Genomic DNA, 20,618 nt, shown 5'->3' with positions numbered 1-20,618 from the left:
TGTCCTTTTTTCGGTCAATGCGCGGGCGGCAGCGGCATCAGGCGCGCGAGAATCCGCACGTCGCTGCCGATCCGGTCCACGGCATGAAATTCGAGTTGCGTGCGCGCGTCGAGCGAGCCGGGCGCGGCGAGATTGAACATGCTCATCGAGTCGTTGCCGAGCAGGCTCGGCGCGAGATAGATCAGCAGCTCATCGACGCAGCCTTCGCGCAGGAGCGAACCATTCAGCTTGTAGCCGGCCTCCACGTGCAGTTCGTTGACTTCGCGCTTTGCGAGTTCTTCGAGCATGCGCGGCAAGTCGACCTTGCCTTGCTCATTCGCGAGCGGCACGATCTCCGCGCCGCGATCGTGCAGCGCGGCAGCGCGTTCTTCGAGCAGCGGCGTGAGCGCGCTGCAGAAAATCAGCGTCGGCGCGCCCGCGAGAATCTGCGCTTCGGGCGGCACTTCGAGCTGGCTGTCGATCAGTACGCGATGCGGCTGGCGCGGCGTATCGACGGCGCGCACGGTCATGCGCGGATCGTCTTCCTTCACGGTGCCGATGCCAGTCAGGATCGCGGACGCGCGCGCGCGCCAGGCGTGGCCGTCGTTGCGCGCCGCCTCGCTCGTGATCCACTGGCTTTCGCCCGACGGCAAGCCCGTGCGGCCATCCAGCGAAGCGGCAACCTTCATCCGCACCCACGGCCGTCCGCGCGTCATCCGCGACACGAAGCCGATGTTCAGCTCGTGCGCTTCCGTTTCGAGCAGGCCGCAGCGCACTTCGATGCCTGCGTCGCGCAGCATCGAGAGGCCGCGTCCCGACACGCGCGGGTTCGGATCTTCCATCGCCGCGACCACGCGCGCGAGCTTCGCCTCGATCAGCGCATTCGCGCACGGCGGCGTGCGGCCGAAGTGGCTGCACGGTTCGAGCGTCACGTAGGCGGTTGCGCCTTTGGGATCGTTGCCGCGCTTGCGCGCGTCTTTCAGCGCCTGGATTTCCGCGTGATCGTGACCGGCCGGCTGCGTGTAGCCTTCGCCGATCACCTCGCCGTTCTTCACCAGCACGCAGCCGACGCGCGGATTCGGGTCGGTCGTGTACAAGCCGCGCAAGGCGAGGGCCAGCGCACGTTCCATATGGACGAAATCGGTCTGCGAGAACATCGGCGTCGTGTTATCCGTTCAGTATTTCGTCAGCGTCGGTCAGGCGAGCGACTTGAATGCGCCGTGCGCCGCTTCGATCGTGGCGTCGACGATCGCGTCGTCGTGCGCGCTCGACACGAAGCCTGCCTCGTACGCGGAAGGCGCGAAGTACACGCCCGCATCGAGCATCTTGTGGAAGAACGCATTGAAGCGCGGCACGTCGCAGCGCGAAATTTCCGCGAAGCTGCCCGGCACGGACTCGGCGAAGTACAGGCCGAACATGCCGCCGACCGAGTCTGCCGCGAACGGCACCTTCGCTTCACGCGCGGCTTGCGTCAGGCCTTGCACGAGGCGCGTCGTTTGACGCGTCAGTGCGTCGTAGAAGCCCGGTGCCTGGATCAGTTGCAGCGTCTTGAGACCCGCCGCCACCGCGATGGGATTGCCCGACAGCGTGCCCGCCTGATACACGCCGCCGAGCGGCGCGAGATGGGCCATGATGTCGCGCCGTCCGCCGAAAGCCGCCGCAGGCATGCCGCCACCGATCACCTTGCCCAGACACGTGAGGTCCGGCGTGATGCCGTACAACTGCTGCGCGCCGCCCAGCGCAACGCGGAACCCGCACATCACTTCGTCGAAGATCAGCACCGAGCCGTACTCCGTGCACAGGCGGCGCAGCGCGCCGAGAAATTCCGGCGTCGCGCGCACGAGGTTCATGTTGCCCGCAACCGGTTCGACGATCACGGAAGCGATCTCGTTGCCGAAGGTCTTGAACGCTTCCTCGAGCGCCGCGACGTTGTTGTATTCGAGCACGGTAGTGTGCTTCGCGATATCGACGGGCACGCCCGCCGAAGTCGGGTTGCCGAACGTCAGCAGGCCCGAGCCCGCCTTCACGAGCAGGCTGTCCGCGTGACCGTGATAGCAGCCTTCGAACTTGACGATGCGGCTGCGGTTCGTGAAACCGCGTGCGAGGCGCAGCGCGCTCATCGTCGCTTCCGTGCCGCTCGACACCATCCGCACCTGTTCCATCGAAGGCACGAGCTTGCAGATTTCCTCGGCGATCTCGATCTCGGCTTGCGTCGGCGCGCCGAATGAGAAGCCGTTCACCAGCACGCGCTGCACGGCCTCCAGCACGTCAGGGTGCACGTGCCCGACGATCATCGGTCCCCACGAGCCGATGTAGTCGATATAGCGCTTGCCCTCGGCGTCCCAGAAGTACGCGCCTTGCGCGCGTTCGATGAAACGCGGCGTGCCGCCGACCGAGCGGAACGCGCGCACGGGCGAATTGACCCCGCCTGGAATCGTTTTCTGGGCGCGTTCGAAGAGTTCTTGATTGCTGGACATGAGCGTTGGACCTGCTTGGGTTGGGCTCGCGCGTCGGATGGCCTTGACGGGCGCGAGTGCATACAAGGGCGGCAGCGATGCGGCGCGAACGGCGCAGAAGCGCGCAGCGCACCGCACTCGCCGTAAGAGCGAACTCACGAAATTGTACCGGAGTCGTGTCGAACCAGCCGTGAGCCAGGCGGCGTGGCAACGCGTTGCGGGCGGCGCTCAGGCGTCGCTCAGGCGTCGCTCAGGCGTCGCCGCCAGGGTTGCCGCCGTCATTGCCGTCGCCACCGCCGTTGCCATCGCCGGGCGTGCCGCCGGCGCGCCGGGCCGGACCGAAGTACATCGCGACCCGCGCCGCGCGCTTGCCGGCCGCCGCCTTGTTCGCGGCGCTCCAGGCTTGCGTGGCTTTTTCCTTTGTCGACTTCGCCGGCTCGCCGGTCTGCGGCGCGACGACGGGCCGCGCGCGCCTGCCCGTCCGTTCGATCCACAGCTTTTCAAGCGCGCCTTCTGCAATCGGCTTGATTGAGATGCCCGACGTTTGCGCGTCCCATGTCTGGACGGAGAATGGATGCTTGCGCAGTTCGTCGCGCGAAATCACGACTTCGTGATGCGCGTCGGCAAGGTAGTCGTACACGAAGTCGACGCACAGCCGGTAGCCGCGCTTTTTGGTCGCGTCGGGCACTTCATATGGCGCGCGCGTGACGTAGCCCGACGCGAACACGCCCTTGGGTTCGAGCGTCACGCGATGAATGAACACGCGGTCGCCCGGCAGGATGCTGCGCGAGAAGCCGCAGCCCCACACGTCGGTGACGGCTTCGCCCGCCGCGACGCGTTTTGCCACGTCCGGCAGTTCGGGCCACGGCCACTTCCTGGGGCTCCAGATCAGCAGAAAGGCGGTCATCCGGGTCGAAGGTCTGTATCGAAAGTACGGACGGCCAGCTTAACCGATCAGGCGAGAAAGGCCGTCCGGCCGCGCCTTCGCGAGGGGCAACCGCAGCCGTCAGTTACAATCGGGGGCCGTATCCGCCATGATGCGCGGCCTGTTTCGGGCCGGTCTTTGCACGTGGCTTCTCAATGGAATCCCATGTCTCATGTCGCCAGATCCCGGCCGGATATCCGGCTGATTCTGCTGCTCGGCGCGCTTGCCGCGTGCGGGCCGATTTCGATCGATATGTATCTGCCCAGCCTGCCGTCGATCACGCAGGCGTTCAGCGTCAGCGCGGGCGCCGCGCAGAGCACGCTGACCAGCTTCATGCTCGGTTTTTCGATCGGCATGCTGCTGTACGGGCCGATGTCCGACGCGTATGGGCGGCGGCCGGTGCTGCTCGGCGGGATTGTCATGTACACGCTTGCAACCATTGCCTGCGCGATGTCGCTGTCGATCGGCGCGCTCGTCACGTTCCGCTTCGTTCAGGCGCTCGGGGCAGGCGCGGCGTCGGTGCTCGCGCGCGCGATCGCCCGCGACGCGCACGGACCGTCCGATGCGGCCCGCGTGCTGTCGATGCTCGCCATCGTCACGTCCGTCGGCCCGTTGCTCGCGCCGCTGATCGGCGGGCAATTGCTGTTGCTGGGCGGCTGGCGGGTGGTCTTCGTCGCGTTGACGATTTTCGGCGCAGCCTGCGCGGTGACCGCGTTCATGCGCGTGCCCGAAACCTGGCCTCGCGAAATGCGCGCGCATGGCGCCGTGTTTCAGTCTTTCGGGGCATACGGCAAGCTGCTGAAAGACCCCGTCACGTGGGGGCATATGCTGTGCGGCGGGATGGCGTTCGCGTCGATGTTCGCGTACATCACTGCGACGCCCTTCGTCTATATCGAGTACTTCCACGTGTCGGCGCAGCATTACGGCTTTCTGTTCGGGCTGAACATCATCGGCATCATGCTCGGCAACTTCATCAATACGCGGGTTGTCGGGCGTACCGGCCCGCTGCCCGTGATTTCTGTTGCGGCGACGATCAGCTTCGTCGCGTCGCTGTACGTTGCGCTGATGTGTTTGACGGGGTGGGGTGGGCTGTGGTCGATCGTCGCCGGACTATTTTTCGTGGTCGGTGTGGTCGGTTTGCTGTCGGCCAATTGCACAACTGATCTGATGCACCGCTATCCGCGGAACGCAGGCGCGGCGGCGGCCGTGTTTGGCGCGATGCAGCTTGCGCTCGGCGCGCTGTCGAGTTTTGCGGTCGGGCTGTGGCATGACGGCTCGCCGCAAGGGATGGGGGTGACGATCGCAGTTGCGGGTTCGTTGTGCTTTGTTGGGCGAGCGTTGGTGGTGCGCTGGCATGGGCGGCCCGCAGTGTAGGGGTGTTTGCGACGGCGACTTGTTGCCGCTGGTGATTCGTATCGCCCTTTCTTGGCCCTTTTTTGGACATTTGCGAAGCGGGTTGTTTTGCCGCTATCGCGGGCAACCGGCGCGGGGCAGAACAAACCCCGGCGCTGACGCCCGCGCAAAGTTAGGAACCCGAACACGAATACCCGCGCCGCGAGGCGCAAATCGCCGCGTGCCCAACCGTCAATCTCTCGGCGAAGCGGCAGCCCCATGACTGAGCCAGTCGAGCACGGCCGACGTATCGTCATCTGCCCCCTTACGCGCCTTCGTGACCGCCGCGCTCACCTCCGACGCCGGAGCAGCACGCCGGATCGCGACGCCAACAGCCAGGACGTCAATCATCAGAAGATGCAAGATCCGCGAGATCATCGACAACTGCGACTCGCGAATTTCGATGTGATCGGTTTCCAGCGCGACTGTCGCGCGTTTGGCCAGCGGCGTGTTGCTCGACGTGATCGCGATCACCTTCGCGCCTGCCTGCATCGCCACTTCGAGCACGCGCAGCAGTTCCGGCGCGCGTCCTGACTTCGACACCGCGACGATCACGTCGCCCTTGCCGAGCAGCGCCGCCGACGCAGCCTGCATGTACAGGTCGCCATAAGCGATCGTCGGAATGCCGAAGCGGAAGAATTTGTAGTGCGCGTCCTGCGCGACGATGTTCGAGTTGCCAAGACCGTAGAACTCGATGCGCCGCGCGCTGTTCAACAGATCGATCGCCGCCTCGACATGCTCGAAGTTCAAGTGCTCGCGCAACTGCAGGATCGCCGACACGGTATTGTCGAGCACCTTCGCGCCGAAGTCCGTCGCCGTATCGCCGAGATGAACCTGGCTGTGCGAGACGGGAATCGTGCCCGTCAGCCCCGTCGCCAGCTTGAGCTTGAAATCGGACAGGCCCTGGCAGCCGAGCGAACGGCAGAACCGGATGACGGTCGGCTGGCTCACGTCGGCCTTGCGCGCGATATCGACGATGGGATCATTGATGATCGAACGCGGATGATTCAGCGCGAGATCCGCGACGCGCCGCTCGGCAGGCGTCAACGCATCGCGCATCTGGCGAATCCGCTCGAACACGGCCGACGAGCTGCCGCCCGCGCGATTCGACAGTTGCTCCGCGAGAATCGCCGACACGCCGAGAAACGCCGGATACTCCGCCGTGATCACGTACGTCGGCACGTTCTTCAGATAAGACTCGAAGCGGCCCTTCGCCTCGAAGCGCTGACGGAACGACGAGCGCGCGAACACTTCGCCCAGGCGCGGCACGACGCCGCCGCCGATATAGATGCCGCCCAGCGCACCGAGCGTCACCGCGATATTGCCGGCGAACGTGCCCAGAATGCCGCAGAACACGTCGATGGTCTCCGCCGCGAGCGGATCGCCGTCGAGTCCTTTCTTGACGATCTCCGACACTTCGATCGACGCGGGCACGCGCTTCTTGTCGCGAGCCGCGAGCGCGCGATAGATCACTTCGATGCCGGGGCCAGCCGCCACGCGCTCGAACGACACATGCGACCACTTCTTGCGCGCGTACTGGAGAACCAGGTCTTCGCGTTCGTCCATCGGCGCGAACGTCGCGTGGCCGCCTTCGCTGCCGAGCGCGATCCAGCGGTCGTCGGCGGGAATCAGGCCGGACACGCCCATGCCCGTGCCCGGACCGAGCAGGCCGATCACGCTGTGCTGACGACGCGTTCCACCGCCCACCTGCACGCGCTGCGAATCGGTGAGGCCGGGCAGCGCCATCGCGAGCGCGGTGAAGTCGTTGACGACGAGCAGCGTATCGAAACCGAGCGCGCGGCGCGTCGCTTCGATCGAGAACGTCCAGTCGTGATTGGTCATGCTGACCTGATCGCCGTCGACCGGGTTCGCAATCGCAATCGCCGCGTGATTCACGCGGCCGATCTTGGTGTCCTTCAGATACTTCTTGATAACCTCCGCAACGCCCGGATAGTCCGCGCACGGATAGACGAGAACCTGCGTGATTTCGCCGGGACCGGTTTCGAGCGCGAAGCGCGCATTGGTGCCGCCGATGTCGGCGAGCAGCCTCGGTCCGTCGGCGTGCTGTCCCACGCCGGGAACAGGCTTAGTTTGCACACCAGTAGACATCGAGTCTCACTCCCTTGTCGTTCGCCAACGCGGAGATGGCATTTTTTTGTGGGGCGGCTGCGGCGGCCTTGAGCACGTCGAGCTTTTTGCGACCGGCGATCAGCAGGAACAGCCGGTCGATCTTCTTCAGCGCGGACATCGACCAGCTCACGCGCGCATGCGGCGCGGCGCCGGGATGCACGGCGACGAACGGTTCGGCCGTCGAGACGGCGTGTTCCCATTCGGGCGCGTCCGCGAAAATCGATGCCGTGTGGCCGTCCTCGCCCATGCCGAGCACGGCGACGTCGGGCAGATGACGCGCGCCGTTTGCGACATCGCCATTCAATGCGGCGACCTGCGCAGCGAGCGCTTGCGCCGTATCCACGAGCGGAAGGAAGGCGGCTTCACGTGCGGCGTTCTGCAACAGCGTCTCGCGAGCGAGGCGGGCGTTGCTCGCGTCGTCGGCCTCGGGCACCCAGCGGTCGTCGACGAGCGTGACAGCGACGCGCTTCCAGTCGAACGGCTGCGTGGAGAGCGTGTGCAGGAACGGACGCGGACTCGTGCCGCCGGATACGGCAAGCGTCGTCGGGCGCGCGCGGGCCGCGCGCGCGTCGGCGGCGAGCGACGCATGTAACGCGTCGCCGACCGCCTTCGCCAGCGCGTCGGATTGGGCGCGCGGGTCGTCGAAAGCGTGAAGCTCGATCACTTCTCCTCCATGCTGCTTTCTTTGTTTGATCTGAAGTGCCACGGGTTGACGCCGGCCATCATGTGCGCCGGCGTCGATGTGTCCCGCTGCTGCCGCTACCGGCCCTTCGCCAACGAGGCCCGGTCCGGCGATTCATGCTGTGTTCAACCGATACTGCCAAGGCGCGCTGCGAGCAAAACGCCGATCATCGCAGGACAAAACCAAACGCGCCGCACAAACGTCAATCAGTTCTCTTCTTCGAGCCAGCAGGTGCCGTGCTGCGCGAGCATCGCGCTCGCGGCCGCTGGCCCCCACGTGCCCGCCGCATAAGGCTTCGGTTTGCCCGACGCGGCCCATTCGTTGAGGATCGGCTCGACCCACTTCCATGCCGCTTCCTGCTCGTCGCGGCGCACGAAGAGCGCGAGACGCCCGTTGATCACGTCGAGCAGCAGGCGCTGGTACGCCTCCATCTGGCCTTCCTTGAAGAACTGGTCGAAGGCGAGGTCGAGGTGCACGCTCGACAGGTTCATCCCTTCGCCCGGCTTCTTCGCGAGGCAGTAGAGGCGGATCGTTTCGTTCGGCTGCAGACGGATCACCAGACGATTTGCACCCGCGCGCAACGCCGGTGCGCCCAGCGCCGAATGCGGCACCGGGCGGAAGTTCACGACGATTTCCGCGACGCGGTCGGCCAGCCGCTTGCCCGTGCGCAGGAAGAACGGCACGCCCGCCCAGCGCCAATTTTCGATCTCGACTTTCAGCGCGACGAACGTTTCCGTCGTGCTGTCCGGCTTCACGCCGGGCTCGGTCGCATACGCGGGCACCGACGTGCCGCGTATGACGCCGGCATGATACTGGCCGCGCACGGCGAGCTTGCTGATGTCGCGCGGATCGACCGGCTTCAACGCGCGCAGCACGCGCAGCTTTTCATCGCGCACGGAATCCGAGTCCATCGAATGCGGCGGCTCCATCGCGACGATCGAAAGCAGTTGCAGCAAATGGTTCTGCACCATGTCCCGCAACGCGCCCGTGTTGTCGTAAAAGTCGCCGCGCGCTTCGACGCCGAGCTCTTCCGCAATCGTGATCTGGATGCTCTCGACCCAATCGCGGCGCCACAGCGGCTCGAACAGCGCATTGCCGAAGCGCAGCGCCAGCAGGTTCTGCACGGGCTCTTTGCCGAGATAGTGGTCGATGCGGTAGATCTGCTCTTCGGCGAAGATTTCGCCGACGGCGTCGTTGATCGCATTCGACGAACGCAGGTCGTAGCCGAGCGGCTTTTCGAGCACGATGCGCGCATTTTCGTTCAGGCCCACCGAGGCGAGCGCGCGGCAGATCGGGACGAACAGTGACGGGCCCGTCGCCAGGTAGAACACGCGCGTGCCGGGCAGGTCCTGCATCGCGTCGCGCAGCATCACAAAGTCTTCGGCGCGGCCGAGATCGAGCTTCACGTACTCGATGCGATCGAGAAAGCTCGACCACGCGTCTTCATCGACGCCGCTCTTCGACACGTGCGTCTTTACATGTTCATTGACCCATTGCAGATAGTGGCCACGGTCTTCCTCATGTCGCGCGATGGCGACGATCTTGCCGCTCGCCGCGAGCATGCCTGCACGGTGCGCTTCATACAGAGCAGGGAGGATCTTGCGCATCGACAGATCGCCAGTTCCGCCGAAGAGAACAAAGGTGAAGCTCGAGTCGGTATGCATGAGTCTCCGTGGGATGTCCGATGGGCCTGTAAGGCGCCCGTAGTCCGATAAAATTTTTTTTGACACTGAATTGTAGTTTAACTACAATCCAAATCAAGAGGTAACGTGAATTCGATGAAAAAAGCGTGCGGGGCCTGAGAACAGGCGCCTTTTCGCGAGTGAGCGTAGCTTCCCTGCATGTTAATGGACAACGCGTTCCGCGATGCGTCAGAGTGCCGTTCGAGTACCGCGCAGGCATGACGGAGCAAGGCGTTTTCAGCGAATGACGTGCGCGGACCACCTCGAGTCTGCAACGCGCCGCAGTTAGAAGGCGGAGCAGGCAAAAATCAAAAGAGGAGACAGTTCCTTGCATCGCAAATCACTCATCTCTTGAGCGTCGCGCGGCCGAACCTCGGCACGCGGGCACATCCGCTTCAATCGGTGCCTGTCCGACGCTCGACCGTCCAGCGCATTGCCTGTTTGACCAACCATCACACCCTGGTGACATCAGGGGCCACTCGTTTTTAGTTCAGGTGTCTGGAGGAGATAAGCAATGAAATTCCGTGCGATCATGGGTGCCCTGTGCGCCGCAGGTCTGATGTGTGGCGTCGCCACGGCACAGGCGGCCGAATCTGTCGAAGTGCTGCACTGGTGGACGTCGGGCGGCGAATCGAAGGCCGTCGGCGTGCTGAAGGACGACCTGCAGAAGCAGGGTTACACGTGGAAGGACTTCGCGGTGGCAGGCGGCGCGGGCGCGGCGGCCATGACGGCACTGAAGACCCAGGTGATCTCGGGTAACGCGCCGAGCGCGGCCCAGATCAAGGGCCCGCTGATCCAGGACTGGGCATCGCAAGGCGTGCTCGTGAACATCGACTCCGTCGCCGGCGACTGGAAGAAGAACCTGCCGCCCGAAATCGACAAGATCATGCACGCAGAGGGCCACTACGTCGCGGCGCCGTTCTCGGTGCACCGCGTCAACTGGCTGTACATCAACAAGGAAGCGCTCGACAAGGCGGGCGGCAAGGTGCCGACGACGTGGCCTGAGTTCTTCGCTATCGCCGACAAGATGAAGGCGGCCGGCATCCAGCCGATCGCGATGGGCGGCCAGCCGTGGCAAGACCTGACGCTGTGGGAAGACGTCGTGCTGTCGCAAGGCGCGGACTTCTACAGGAAGGCGCTCGTCGACCTCGACCAGAAGACGCTGACCTCGGACAAGATGGTCGGCGTGTTCGACACGGTCCGCAAGATCCAGGGCTACTTCGACAGCGGCCGCACGGGCCGTGACTGGAACCTCGCGACGGCGATGGTCATCAACGGCAAGGCCGGCATGCAGTTCATGGGCGACTGGGCGAAGGGCGAGTTCGCGAACGCGAACAAGAAGTCCGGCTCGGACTACATCTGCGCCGCTGTTCCGGGCACGGAAAAGTCGTACACGTTCAACGTCGACTCGTTCGTGTTCTTCCAGCAGAAGGGCCAAAAGGCTGCGACGCCGGGCCAGCTCGCGCTCGCGAAGACGATCATGAGCCCGGAATTCCAGGAGCAGTTCAGCCTGTACAAGGGCTCGATCCCGGTGCGTCTCGGCGTGGCGATGGATAAATTCGACGACTGCGCGAAGAAGTCCTACGCTGATGAACAGACGGCCATCAAATCCGGCGGCTATGTGCCGTCGCTCGCTCACGGCATGGCTCAGCCGGACGCAGCAGCAGGCGCGATCTCGGACGTCGTGACGAAGTTCATGAACTCGAATCAGGACTCCAAGAGCGCCGTTGCAGCACTCGCGAAGGCTGCGAAGACCAAGTAAGGCAGTCGTCGCACAGATGTAGCAGAACGCCCGGCGCGCATGGTCTTTAATGAAGGAATGAAGACGCGTGCCCGCCGGGCGACGATGGAGCGTGCATGGTGCAATGCATCACCGCGCCTTCGCCGCTCCGGTGTCTTTGGCGATGCCTGACGGTACAGTTCCAGGAGTCGAGTTGTGACTGCTTCTATTAGCGGAAACGCAAAAGGCACGGCGCCCGCGGCGCGCCGCGTGTCGCCGATGGCGGCAATGGCCGACCGCTGGATTCCGAAGCTGGTGTTGTCGCCCAGCATCGTGATCAGCCTTGTCTTTGTCTACGGTTTTATTCTGGTTACGGGTTATCTGTCGCTGTCCACATCGCGACTGATGCCACGTTACGACTTCTCCGGTTTGGACCGGTACGCCGAACTGTTCGATAACGACGTCTGGTGGACGTCGGCCAAGAACCTCGGCTGGTTCGGCATTCCGTTTATCGCGATCTGCGTCGGCCTGGGTCTGTTCCTCGCGATCCTGCTCGATCAGAAGATTCGCAACGAAGGCGCGTTGCGCGCGGTGTTCCTGTATCCGATGGCGCTGTCGTTCATCGTGACAGGTACGGCGTGGCAGTGGATTCTGAACCCCGATCTCGGTTTCCAGAAAGTGCTGAACGACTGGGGCTGGACCAGCTTTTCGTTCGGCTGGCTGGGCGACCCCGACAAGGCGATTTTCTGCGTCGTGATCGCGGCCGTATGGCAATCGACGGGCTTCGTGATGGCGCTGTTCCTCGCCGGTTTGCGGGGCGTCGACAGCGAAATCTTCAAGGCCGCGCAAGTGGACGGCGCGACGCTGCCGACCATCTATCGCAAGATCGTGATTCCGAGCATGCGCCCGGTGTTCTTCTCGGTGCTGCTGATTCTCTGCCACATCACGATCAAGACCTTCGACCTCGTCGTCGCGTTGACGGCGGGCGGTCCGGGCACGTCGTCGTCGCTGCCCGCGATGTTCATGTACACGTTTTCGTTCAACCGCGGGCAACTGGGCGTCGGCGCAGCGTCGTCGATGATGATGCTCGCGACCGTCGTGGCCGTGCTCGTGCCGCTGATGTATCTGGAATCGAGGAGCACGCGCAATGCAGCCTAAGATGAACATCAGCCGTGCTGTCATCTACGCGGCACTGATCCTGTTTGCGCTGTACTTCCTGTTCCCGCTGTACGTGATGCTGTCGACGTCGTTCAAGGACATCGAGCAGTTGCGCACGGGCAACCTGCTGACGCCGCCGTCGCACTGGACCGTCGCGCCGTGGGTGAAGGCGTGGAGCGAAGCGTGTACGGGCGTGCGCTGCGAAGGCATGCAGCCGTTCTTCATGAACTCGGTGAAGATGGTGATTCCCGCCGTGCTGATCTCGTCGATCATCGGCGCGTTCAATGGCTATGTGCTGACGCACTGGCGCTTTCGCGGCGCGGACGCGTTCTTCACGATGCTGCTGGTCGGCTGCTTCATTCCATTCCAGGCGATCCTGCTGCCGATGGCGCGGCTGCAAGGCTACTTCGGCCTGTCGAACACGATCGGCGGGCTGGTGCTGGTGCACGTCGTCTACGGTATCGCGTTCACGACGATGTTCTTCCGCAACTTCTACGTGAGCGTGCCGGCTGAACTCGTGAAGGCGGCGCGTATCGACGGCGCCGGGTTCTTCATGATCTTCACGAAGATCATGATGCCGATCTCGCTGCCGATCTTCATGGTGTGCCTGATCTGGCAATTCACGCAGATCTGGAATGACTTCCTGTTCGGTATCGTGTTCTCCGGCGTCGATTCGATGCCGATCACCGTGGCGCTGAACAACCTCGTGAATACGTCGACGGGCGTGAAGGAATACAACGTCGACATGGCGGGCGCGATTATCGCTGCGCTGCCGACGCTGCTCGTCTACGTGATTGCCGGCCGCTATTTCGTGCGCGGCCTGACGGCGGGCGCGGTGAAGGGCTAATTTTCTTTGACGTGCCGCCCGCGTCGTTCCGTGAGGTGGGCGGCGGCTTGAACGGTATTCGGCTCGCGTCGCCAGCTAGCGACGCATCAGCAGTACAGAGACTAGAGGATTCACAGCATGGCAAGCCTTTCCATCCGTGACGTGTACAAGACCTACCCGAACGGGGTGCCCGTCCTCAAGGGTGTCAACATCGACATCGAAGACGGTCAATTTCTGATCCTTGTCGGCGGCTCGGGCTGCGGTAAGTCGACGCTGCTCAATATGATCGCCGGTCTCGAGACGGTGACGAAGGGTGAGATTCAGATCGGCGGTAAAACGGTGAACAACCTCTCACCGAAGGATCGCGATATCGCGATGGTGTTTCAGTCGTATGCGCTTTATCCGTCGATGACGGTTCGGGACAACATCTCTTTTGGGTTGAATATCCGCAAGGTGCCTAAGGGAGAGCAGGATCAGATCGTGTCTCGTGTTTCCAAGTTGCTGCAGATCGAGCATTTGCTGGATCGCAAGCCCGGGCAGCTGTCCGGCGGTCAGCGGCAGCGGGTTGCGATGGGCCGCGCGCTGGCGCGGGACCCCGCGATGTTCCTGTTTGACGAACCGTTGTCGAACCTCGACGCCAAGTTGCGTATCGAGATGCGCTCCGAGATCAAGCTGCTGCATCAGCGCCTCGGGACCACGATCGTCTATGTGACGCACGATCAGATCGAGGCGATGACGTTGGGCGATCGCATTGCCGTGATGAAGGACGGTATCGTTCAGCAGTTCGGCGCGCCGCAAGAGATTTATGATTCGCCTTCGAATCTGTTTGTGGCCGGGTTCATCGGCGCGCCGCCGATGAACTTCATTCAAGGCAAGGTTGTCGAGCAGGGTTCGGGCGTTGGGCTTGAACTCGATACGGGCGTCAAGCGGTCGGTGCTGAATCTGCCGTTCGATGGCGCGGTGAAGTCGCATGTCGGGAAGGAAGTGATTCTTGGCTTGCGCCCCGAACGCATCACCGATACGCGCAATGCTCATAACGTCGAAGACGGCAAACTGCAACCGATCGACGTCAAGGTCGATGTGATCGAGCCGACTGGGCCTGACACCCTGGTGTTCGCGCAAGTGAATGGCAAGCGCATCGTTAGCCGGGTTCACCCGGGCGCGAATCCGCAGCCTGACCAGGGCATGTCGCTGATGTTTGACGTGTCCAAGGCTGTGCTGTTCGATCCTAAGACGGAAGAGCGGATTGCTTAAGGGTTAGTACCGCAGGTAAATTCACCTGAGGAAGCCCCGAGCGCTTCAGATGCGCTCGGGGCTTTCTGTGTTTTGGAGCCTCGGATTTTCGTCTGCCTGCGCGAAGGGCCCGGTTGGCGCAGCCATTTGTCTTCGGATTGTTACCCTGAAGAAGCATTTGGATCAATGCGGGAGCCTCACATCCAACTTGAACGTCACCAACCGCGCCACGAGAATAAACCCTGTCGCAATCAGCACGCTGTACACCGTATCGAAGTTGACGTAGTCCAACAGCAGATAAACCCAACACCCAGCCAGCGCACAAGTCGCATAAGGCCGTGAATCCCGCAGAATCAGCGGAACCTCATTGCAGATCACATCGCGGATGATGCCGCCAAACACGCCAGTCGCGACACCCATCATCGAAGCCACGAACCAAGGCATCTGCGCATCGAGCGCCAGAGAAGTCCCCGAAATACTAAACAGCCCGAGTCCAACCGCATCGGCGACTAGCAAAACCCGCTCATTGAGCACGCGACTAAACGTCTTAAGCACCAGGGGCGCGAAAAACGAAAGAACAAAGATCAGTATCGGATACCACTGATGCTCGACCCAGTAGAACGGTCTCCGATCGAGCAAGATATCCCTGACCGTCCCACCGCCAAACGCCGTAGCCATCGCAACAAGAAAAGTCCCAACAGCATCAAGCCGTTTCGTCCTTGCTTCGATAAACCCTGAGATGGCGTACGCAAGAATAGCCAGCGCTTCCATGATGGCAAGCGCGAGAGTGAGGCGAGGATGCATCATCGAAAGCCTTCTCAGACTTTACCGTGCGATGACGAAGAAGACCCGAAGCCGACCGACCCAGGCTGCAACAGCACAAGCACAGCGCCTGCACCACCATCATGCGCACGCGCCTGAGAGAACGCGATGACCTCTTCCTTCTGCACGAGCCACGCGCGGACCTTGCCTTTGAGCACGGGTTCTTTCCCGACCGAACCCAGCCCTTTCCCATGAATCACCCGCAGACACCGCAGACCTTTCTTACTCGCCTCACGAATGAACTCGGACAGCGCCTCACGCGCTTCCTCGCGACGCATCCCATGCAAATCAAGCTGCGCCTGAACGATCCAGGCCCCACGCCGCAGCTTCTTAACGATTTCCTGACTCACACCCGGCCGGCAGTAGGAAAGCGACTCATCGGTATCGAGCAATACCTCAGGATCGAACTCGTCCGAAATCGCCTCATGCAGCACCGCCTCTTCGTCGAGCTTCGTCTGAATAGGAACGGGCGCAGGCGGCGTGCGCGTGACCTTCGCGCGGGGTTTCGCACCAATCGGCGCAACTTCGCCAATCTCCCGCCGAAACAGTTCTGCATCAGCCGCCGCCTCACGCGAGGCTTGCGTCGCCGCAGCTTTCTCGCGCTGAGCGCGTTGAGCAGCGCCCTTCAAGGCATCGCGCAATCCACCGAGCCCCGCCAATCCGGCACCCGTCTCGACCAACGGTTTCTTCGCCGAACCCGAAGCGACACCAGACGACGCTGACGAATCGGCAGAAGCAGACGCAGGACCAGGCGCCGCGTTACGCGGCCGTTTCGGTTCGCTAGGATGGGGCAGATTCTTAGGCATGGCGACAGGACTCGAAAACGAAGCGGACAAACGACCAACACCGCAAACGAGATACAAGAACAAAAAAGAAAAGGGCCGCCGGCATTCCGCCGCAGCCCTTTCATACATCAACGAATCTCAAACTACGCGCGGCAGACTGGTATCCGCCACTATTCTACCGACCCGCATCCCAAACAGGCGACGCGATCAAGCCAGCAAACATCAACGCTCGGCCTCGGCGCTCATCGCGCGCTCGCCGATCGACTCATGGATGCTTTCGAGGTAACGCTGCGCGTCGAGCGCCGCCATGCAGCCCGTACCGGCGCTCGTAATCGCCTGACGGTAGATATGATCCTGCACATCCCCAGCAGCGAACACGCCCGGCACGCTCGTACCCGTCGCGTTGCCGTTCAAACCGCCGTTCGTGATGATGTAGCCGTTCTTCATCTCAAGCTGGCCTTCGAAGATATCCGTGTTCGGCTTGTGGCCGATCGCGACGAACAACCCCTGCAGTTCGAGATCCGAGGCCGCGCCCGTCTGCACATCCTTGATGCGCAGCCCATTGACGCCGCCTTCATTACCCTTCACTTCGTCGAGCACATGGTTCCACTTGATGTCGACGACGCCTTCCTTTTCCTTCTCCAGCAGACGGTCGATCAGGATCGGCTCGGCGCGGAACTTGTCGCGGCGATGGATCACCGTCACCTTCTTCGCGATGCCCGCCAGATACAGCGCTTCTTCAACAGCCGTATTGCCGCCGCCGACCACGGCGACGTGCTGGTTCTTGTAGAAGAATCCGTCGCAGGTCGCGCACGCCGATACGCCGCGGCCCATGTACAGCTCTTCCGACGGCAGGCCGAGATATTGCGCCGACGCGCCCGTCGCGATGATCAGCGAATCGCACGTGTACTCGCCGGAATCGCCGATCAGGCGAATCGGCTTCTCGTCCAGCTTGGCCGTGTGGATGTGATCGAAAATGATTTCGGTGTTGAAGCGTTCCGCGTGCTCGAGGAAGCGCGTCATCAGTTCCGGGCCTTGCACGCCCTTGGCATCGGCGGGCCAGTTTTCGACGTCCGTCGTGGTCATCAGCTGGCCGCCTTGCGCGAGGCCCGTGACGAGCACGGGCGACAGGTTGGCGCGCGCCGCGTAGACGGCCGCCGTGTAACCGGCGGGGCCGGAACCGAGAATCAGAACCTTCGCGTGTTTGGTCGGGGAAGCTGGCATGATCGAAATCCGTTAAAAGCGTCGGTCAACAGCGACGAAGCGTCCGCGATGACCGGCAGCACTGGCGTCGAGCCGGGAAAGCTGGTTGACGCCGTAGATGGGTATCAGCCCGATATTATAAAGGGCAGGCTAGCCGCTGCTTCATGAAGCTTTACGATCAAACCGATAGCCGAACCCCTAAGACGCAACCGGCATTCGCGCCAAAACGGCCGAAAACGCCCCGATTTTGCCCAAAGCGTATGTGTTTTACGACATTCCTGGCCGTCCGGCCAACGTTACCGTCATTTACAGCCTTGCGCGCAACAGTGCGTTTACAATAGGCGCCAACGAACGACAGGCGGCTTGCCGGCAGCAAAACGGGTCAACCCGTCGGCATCAGGACCGGTCCCGACGGTGAATTGAAGGGCAACTGAAACCGGCACCGGGACGGGAACGTGAAACCGCTGCAGGCCGCACACGCAACAGGCTCAATGGCAAAAGCTCCCTATTCCGCGAACGCGCAGGCATTGCCTCACCGCATGTCGCGCCTTTTCACCGAAATCCGCTGGATTCTCCAGCTGGCGCTCGGCGTTTTCCTCGTGATGGCGCTGATCAGCTACAGCCGCCGCGACCCAAGCTGGACGCACGCGGCGCAGGTCGATCACATCTCGAACTGGGCCGGCCGCGTCGGCGCCTGGACCTCCGACATTCTCCTTCTGCTCTTCGGCCTGTCCGCCTGGTGGTGGATCGTGCTGCTCGCGCGACGCATCTCGGCGAACTACAAGCGCATCACGCGCCATGAAGAGCCCGACGAAGACGCGCCGCGCGACAACAGCTGGCTCGCGGATGTGTTCGCGTTCGTGCTGGTGCTGCTCGCGTGCGACGGCATCGAGGCGCTGCGCATGTGGTCACTGAAAGTGCAGTTGCCGCGGGCGCCGGGCGGCGTGCTCGGCGAGGCGGTCGCGAAGGGTGTGTCGCACGCGCTCGGCTTTACGGGCGGCACGCTCGCGCTGCTGATCGCGCTCGGCATCGGCTTGTCGCTGTACTTCCGTTTCTCGTGGCTGTCGGTGTGCGAGAAAGTCGGCGATTCGATCATCAATGCCGTCACGCTCGCCAAGCTGCGCCGCGAAGCGGGCCGCGACCGCAAGCTCGGCGAAGCGGCCGCCGTGAAGCGCGAAGGCAAGGTCGAACAGAGCCGCGTGAAAATCGAGGAACACGAGCCGGTGATGATCGTCCCGCCGGTGACGAAACCGGAAAAGTCCGAGCGCGTCGAGAAGGAACGGCAGGTGCCGCTGTTCGAGAGCCTGCCCGGCGACTCAACGCTGCCGCCGATCTCGCTGCTCGACCCCGCGCCGGCGACACAGGAAACCATTTCTGCCGATACGCTCGAATTCACCTCGCGTCTCATTGAGAAGAAACTGAAAGACTTCGGCGTCGATGTGAGCGTGGTTGCCGCTTATCCTGGCCCCGTTGTCACGCGTTACGAAATCGAACCGGCGGTCGGCGTGAAGGGCAGCCAGATTGTGAACCTGGCGAAGGACCTCGCGCGCTCGTTGTCGCTGACATCGATCCGCGTCGTCGAGACGATCCCGGGCAAGAACTTCATGGCGCTCGAACTGCCGAACCAGCGCCGCCAGACGGTGCGGCTGTCGGAGATTCTCGGCTCGACCGTCTACGCCGACGCCGGTTCGCCGCTGACGATGGGCCTCGGCAAGGACATCGGCGGCAAGCCGGTGTGCGCGGACCTTGCGAAGATGCCGCACTTGCTGGTTGCGGGTACGACGGGCTCGGGCAAATCGGTCGGTATCAACGCGATGATTCTCTCGCTGCTCTACAAGGCGAGCGCAGATCAAGTGCGAATGATCCTGATCGATCCGAAGATGCTCGAAATGAGCGTCTACGAAGGGATTCCGCATCTGCTGTGTCCCGTCGTGACGGACATGCGCCAGGCCGGTCACGCGCTGAACTGGACCGTCGCTGAAATGGAGCGTCGCTACAAGCTGATGAGCAAGCTTGGCGTGCGTAATCTCGCGGGCTTCAACAACAAGATCGAAGAAGCGAACAAGCGCGAAGAGAAGATTCCGAATCCGTTCAGCTTGACACCGGACGATCCTGAACCGCTGTCGCGTCTGCCGAATATCGTCGTTGTGATCGACGAACTGGCTGATCTGATGATGGTGGTCGGTAAGAAGGTTGAAGAACTGATTGCGCGTATCGCGCAGAAGGCGCGTGCGGCAGGCATCCACCTGATTCTCGCGACGCAGCGTCCGTCCGTCGACGTGATCACGGGTCTCATCAAGGCCAACGTGCCGACGCGGATGGCGTTCCAGGTGTCGTCGAAGATCGACTCGCGCACGATTCTCGACCAGCAGGGCGCGGAATCGCTGCTCGGCATGGGCGACATGCTGTATCTGCCGCCGGGCACCGGCCTGCCGATTCGCGTGCACGGCGCGTTCGTGTCCGACGACGAAGTGCATCGCGTCGTCGACAAGCTCAAGGAGCAGGGCGAGCCGAACTACATCGAAGGGCTGCTGGAAGGCGGCGTGTCGGGTGAAGGCGACGAAGGCTCCGCCGACGCCGCGGGAACGGGAGCGGGCGGCGGCGAGTCCGACCCTCTGTACGATCAGGCGGTCGAAATCGTCATCAAGAACCGTCGCGCGTCGATCTCGCTCGTGCAGCGGCATCTGCGCATCGGCTACAACCGCGCGGCCCGTCTGCTCGAACAGATGGAGCAGTCGGGCCTGGTGTCGGCGATGTCATCGAACGGCAACCGGGAGATTCTCGTGCCGGCGCGCGAGACGGAATAATCCACGGCGCTTCAATCGTGTTACGGATGGCGGACAGCGGCACGCGTTGTAGCGTCGCCGCTTTTTTGATTCACGTTCCCGTCCGTATCGGTCCGACTCAAGGGAGAAAACAACATGCTGCAAATTGTTGGGTCTAAGACCCGTTTTGGCAGTCTGCTGCGCACGCTGGCTTTCGGCGCTTCGCTGCTCGTTGCGTCGCATGCGTTCGCAGGCGGCACCGATCAGCTGAAACAGTTCGTCTCGCAGGTACATTCGGCGCGCGGCGATTTCGTGCAGACAGAAGTGCGCGCGCCGAGCAACGCGCAGCAACAGGCGAGCGGCGTGCTGTCGACGCAAGGCGCGACGCAGAACAAGGTGTCGAGCGGCACGTTCACGTTCGCGCGTCCGGGCAAATTCATCTGGGCATATGAGAAGCCGTATTCGCAGTTGCTGCAAGCCGACGGCGACAAGCTCTACGTCTATGACAAGGACCTGAACCAGGTGACGGTGCGCAAGCTGGGCGGCGCGCTCGGCGCGAGTCCGGCGGCGATCCTGTTCGGCAGCAACGATCTCGACAAGAACTTCACGCTGAAGGACGCGGGCGTGAAGGCTGGCATCGACTGGCTCGAACTGATTCCGAAGTCGAAGGACACGCAGTTTCAGCGGGTCGGCATCGGCTTTCGTGACGGCAACCTCGAAGCGATGGAACTGCACGATGTCTTCGGCAACGTGACGTTGCTGAAATTCTCGAACATCCAGAAGAACCCGCCGCTGCCCGCCGACGCGTTCAAGTTCACGGTGCCCAAGGGCGCCGACGTGATCAACGGCTAGACGCTGTG

Annotated in this window: 16 protein-coding genes; 7 read left to right on the top strand and 9 right to left on the bottom strand. The window is 62.8% G+C overall.

The features are described from left to right. Window positions 1–14: 14 nt before the first annotated feature. The 3 genes from ribD to J8I87_RS25645 form a co-directional block, all read right to left on the bottom strand. Window positions 15–1,136: a bifunctional diaminohydroxyphosphoribosylaminopyrimidine deaminase/5-amino-6-(5-phosphoribosylamino)uracil reductase RibD gene (gene ribD, locus J8I87_RS25655; protein ID WP_209934839.1), complete on the bottom strand. Its 1,122-nt coding sequence runs from the start codon at window positions 1,134–1,136 to the stop codon at window positions 15–17. Window positions 1,137–1,175: 39 nt separating this feature from the next. Further along, entirely contained in the window at window positions 1,176–2,456 is a 1,281-nt protein-coding gene (gene hemL, locus J8I87_RS25650) for a glutamate-1-semialdehyde 2,1-aminomutase (protein WP_209934835.1), read from the bottom strand. A gap of 229 nt (window positions 2,457–2,685) precedes the next feature. After that, the gene (locus J8I87_RS25645; protein WP_209934834.1) at window positions 2,686–3,342 is read right to left on the bottom strand and encodes a hypothetical protein; all 657 of its coding nucleotides are present in this window, start codon (window positions 3,340–3,342) and stop codon (window positions 2,686–2,688) included. Window positions 3,343–3,525: 183 nt separating this feature from the next. On the opposite strand from J8I87_RS25645, the gene J8I87_RS25640 reads away from it, so the two are divergent. Further along, the gene (locus J8I87_RS25640; protein WP_209934832.1) at window positions 3,526–4,734 is read left to right on the top strand and encodes a Bcr/CflA family multidrug efflux MFS transporter; all 1,209 of its coding nucleotides are present in this window, start codon (window positions 3,526–3,528) and stop codon (window positions 4,732–4,734) included. 210 nt (window positions 4,735–4,944) lie between these two features. Here the strand turns inward: J8I87_RS25640 and J8I87_RS25635 are convergent, their stop codons facing one another. From J8I87_RS25635 to zwf, 3 genes are all read right to left on the bottom strand, one after another. Beyond that, window positions 4,945–6,861 (bottom strand): bifunctional transcriptional regulator/glucokinase, encoded by a 1,917-nt coding sequence (locus J8I87_RS25635; RefSeq protein WP_209934831.1) that lies wholly within the window; start codon window positions 6,859–6,861, stop codon window positions 4,945–4,947. Further along, window positions 6,839–7,546: a 6-phosphogluconolactonase gene (gene pgl / locus J8I87_RS25630; protein WP_209934829.1), complete on the bottom strand. Its 708-nt coding sequence runs from the start codon at window positions 7,544–7,546 to the stop codon at window positions 6,839–6,841. Before pgl ends, J8I87_RS25635 begins: the two co-directional genes overlap by 23 nt. A 224-nt stretch (window positions 7,547–7,770) precedes the next feature. Then, window positions 7,771–9,228, bottom strand: a complete 1,458-nt coding sequence (zwf, locus tag J8I87_RS25625) for a glucose-6-phosphate dehydrogenase (RefSeq protein ID WP_209934828.1) — start codon at window positions 9,226–9,228, stop codon at window positions 7,771–7,773. Window positions 9,229–9,760: 532 nt separating this feature from the next. On the opposite strand from zwf, the gene J8I87_RS25620 reads away from it, so the two are divergent. The 4 genes from J8I87_RS25620 (at window position 9,761) to J8I87_RS25605 (ending at window position 14,204) form a co-directional block, all read left to right on the top strand. Next, on the top strand, window positions 9,761–11,008 hold the full coding sequence (locus J8I87_RS25620) for an ABC transporter substrate-binding protein (RefSeq protein ID WP_209934827.1): 1,248 nt from the start codon (window positions 9,761–9,763) through the stop codon (window positions 11,006–11,008). Window positions 11,009–11,182: 174 nt separating this feature from the next. After that, window positions 11,183–12,124 (top strand): carbohydrate ABC transporter permease, encoded by a 942-nt coding sequence (locus J8I87_RS25615; RefSeq protein WP_209934826.1) that lies wholly within the window; start codon window positions 11,183–11,185, stop codon window positions 12,122–12,124. Continuing rightward, window positions 12,114–12,971, top strand: coding sequence for a carbohydrate ABC transporter permease (locus J8I87_RS25610; RefSeq protein ID WP_209934825.1), 858 nt, complete (start codon window positions 12,114–12,116; stop codon window positions 12,969–12,971). Before J8I87_RS25615 ends, J8I87_RS25610 begins: the two co-directional genes overlap by 11 nt. Window positions 12,972–13,088: 117 nt before the next feature. Next, a complete protein-coding gene (locus tag J8I87_RS25605) occupies window positions 13,089–14,204 on the top strand; it encodes an ABC transporter ATP-binding protein (RefSeq protein WP_209934823.1) in 1,116 nt (371 codons plus the stop codon). Window positions 14,205–14,366: 162 nt separating this feature from the next. On the opposite strand, the gene J8I87_RS25600 is transcribed toward J8I87_RS25605, so the two are convergent. From J8I87_RS25600 to trxB, 3 genes are all read right to left on the bottom strand, one after another. Next, window positions 14,367–14,987, bottom strand: coding sequence for a trimeric intracellular cation channel family protein (locus J8I87_RS25600; RefSeq protein ID WP_209934901.1), 621 nt, complete (start codon window positions 14,985–14,987; stop codon window positions 14,367–14,369). Window positions 14,988–15,001: 14 nt separating this feature from the next. Then, complete coding sequence (locus tag J8I87_RS25595) at window positions 15,002–15,811, bottom strand: Smr/MutS family protein (RefSeq protein ID WP_209934900.1); 810 nt, start codon at window positions 15,809–15,811, stop codon at window positions 15,002–15,004. Between the two features lie 201 nt (window positions 15,812–16,012). Beyond that, window positions 16,013–17,014: a thioredoxin-disulfide reductase gene (gene trxB, locus J8I87_RS25590; protein WP_209934822.1), complete on the bottom strand. Its 1,002-nt coding sequence runs from the start codon at window positions 17,012–17,014 to the stop codon at window positions 16,013–16,015. Between the two features lie 470 nt (window positions 17,015–17,484). Here trxB and J8I87_RS25585 point away from each other — a divergent pair, with 470 nt between their 5' ends. Beyond that, window positions 17,485–19,800 (top strand): DNA translocase FtsK, encoded by a 2,316-nt coding sequence (locus J8I87_RS25585; protein ID WP_209934821.1) that lies wholly within the window; start codon window positions 17,485–17,487, stop codon window positions 19,798–19,800. Window positions 19,801–19,914: 114 nt separating this feature from the next. After that, complete coding sequence (gene lolA, locus J8I87_RS25580; RefSeq protein WP_209934820.1) at window positions 19,915–20,610, top strand: outer membrane lipoprotein chaperone LolA; 696 nt, start codon at window positions 19,915–19,917, stop codon at window positions 20,608–20,610. Window positions 20,611–20,618 lie beyond the last annotated feature (8 nt).

Origin of the sequence: Paraburkholderia sp. LEh10 (genome assembly GCF_017814945.1) — a bacterium.
In the GTDB taxonomy this organism is placed as follows: domain Bacteria; phylum Pseudomonadota; class Gammaproteobacteria; order Burkholderiales; family Burkholderiaceae; genus Paraburkholderia.
The sequence above is the reverse complement of the archived record's forward strand: the minus strand, read 5'-3'. Positions and strand labels throughout refer to the sequence as shown.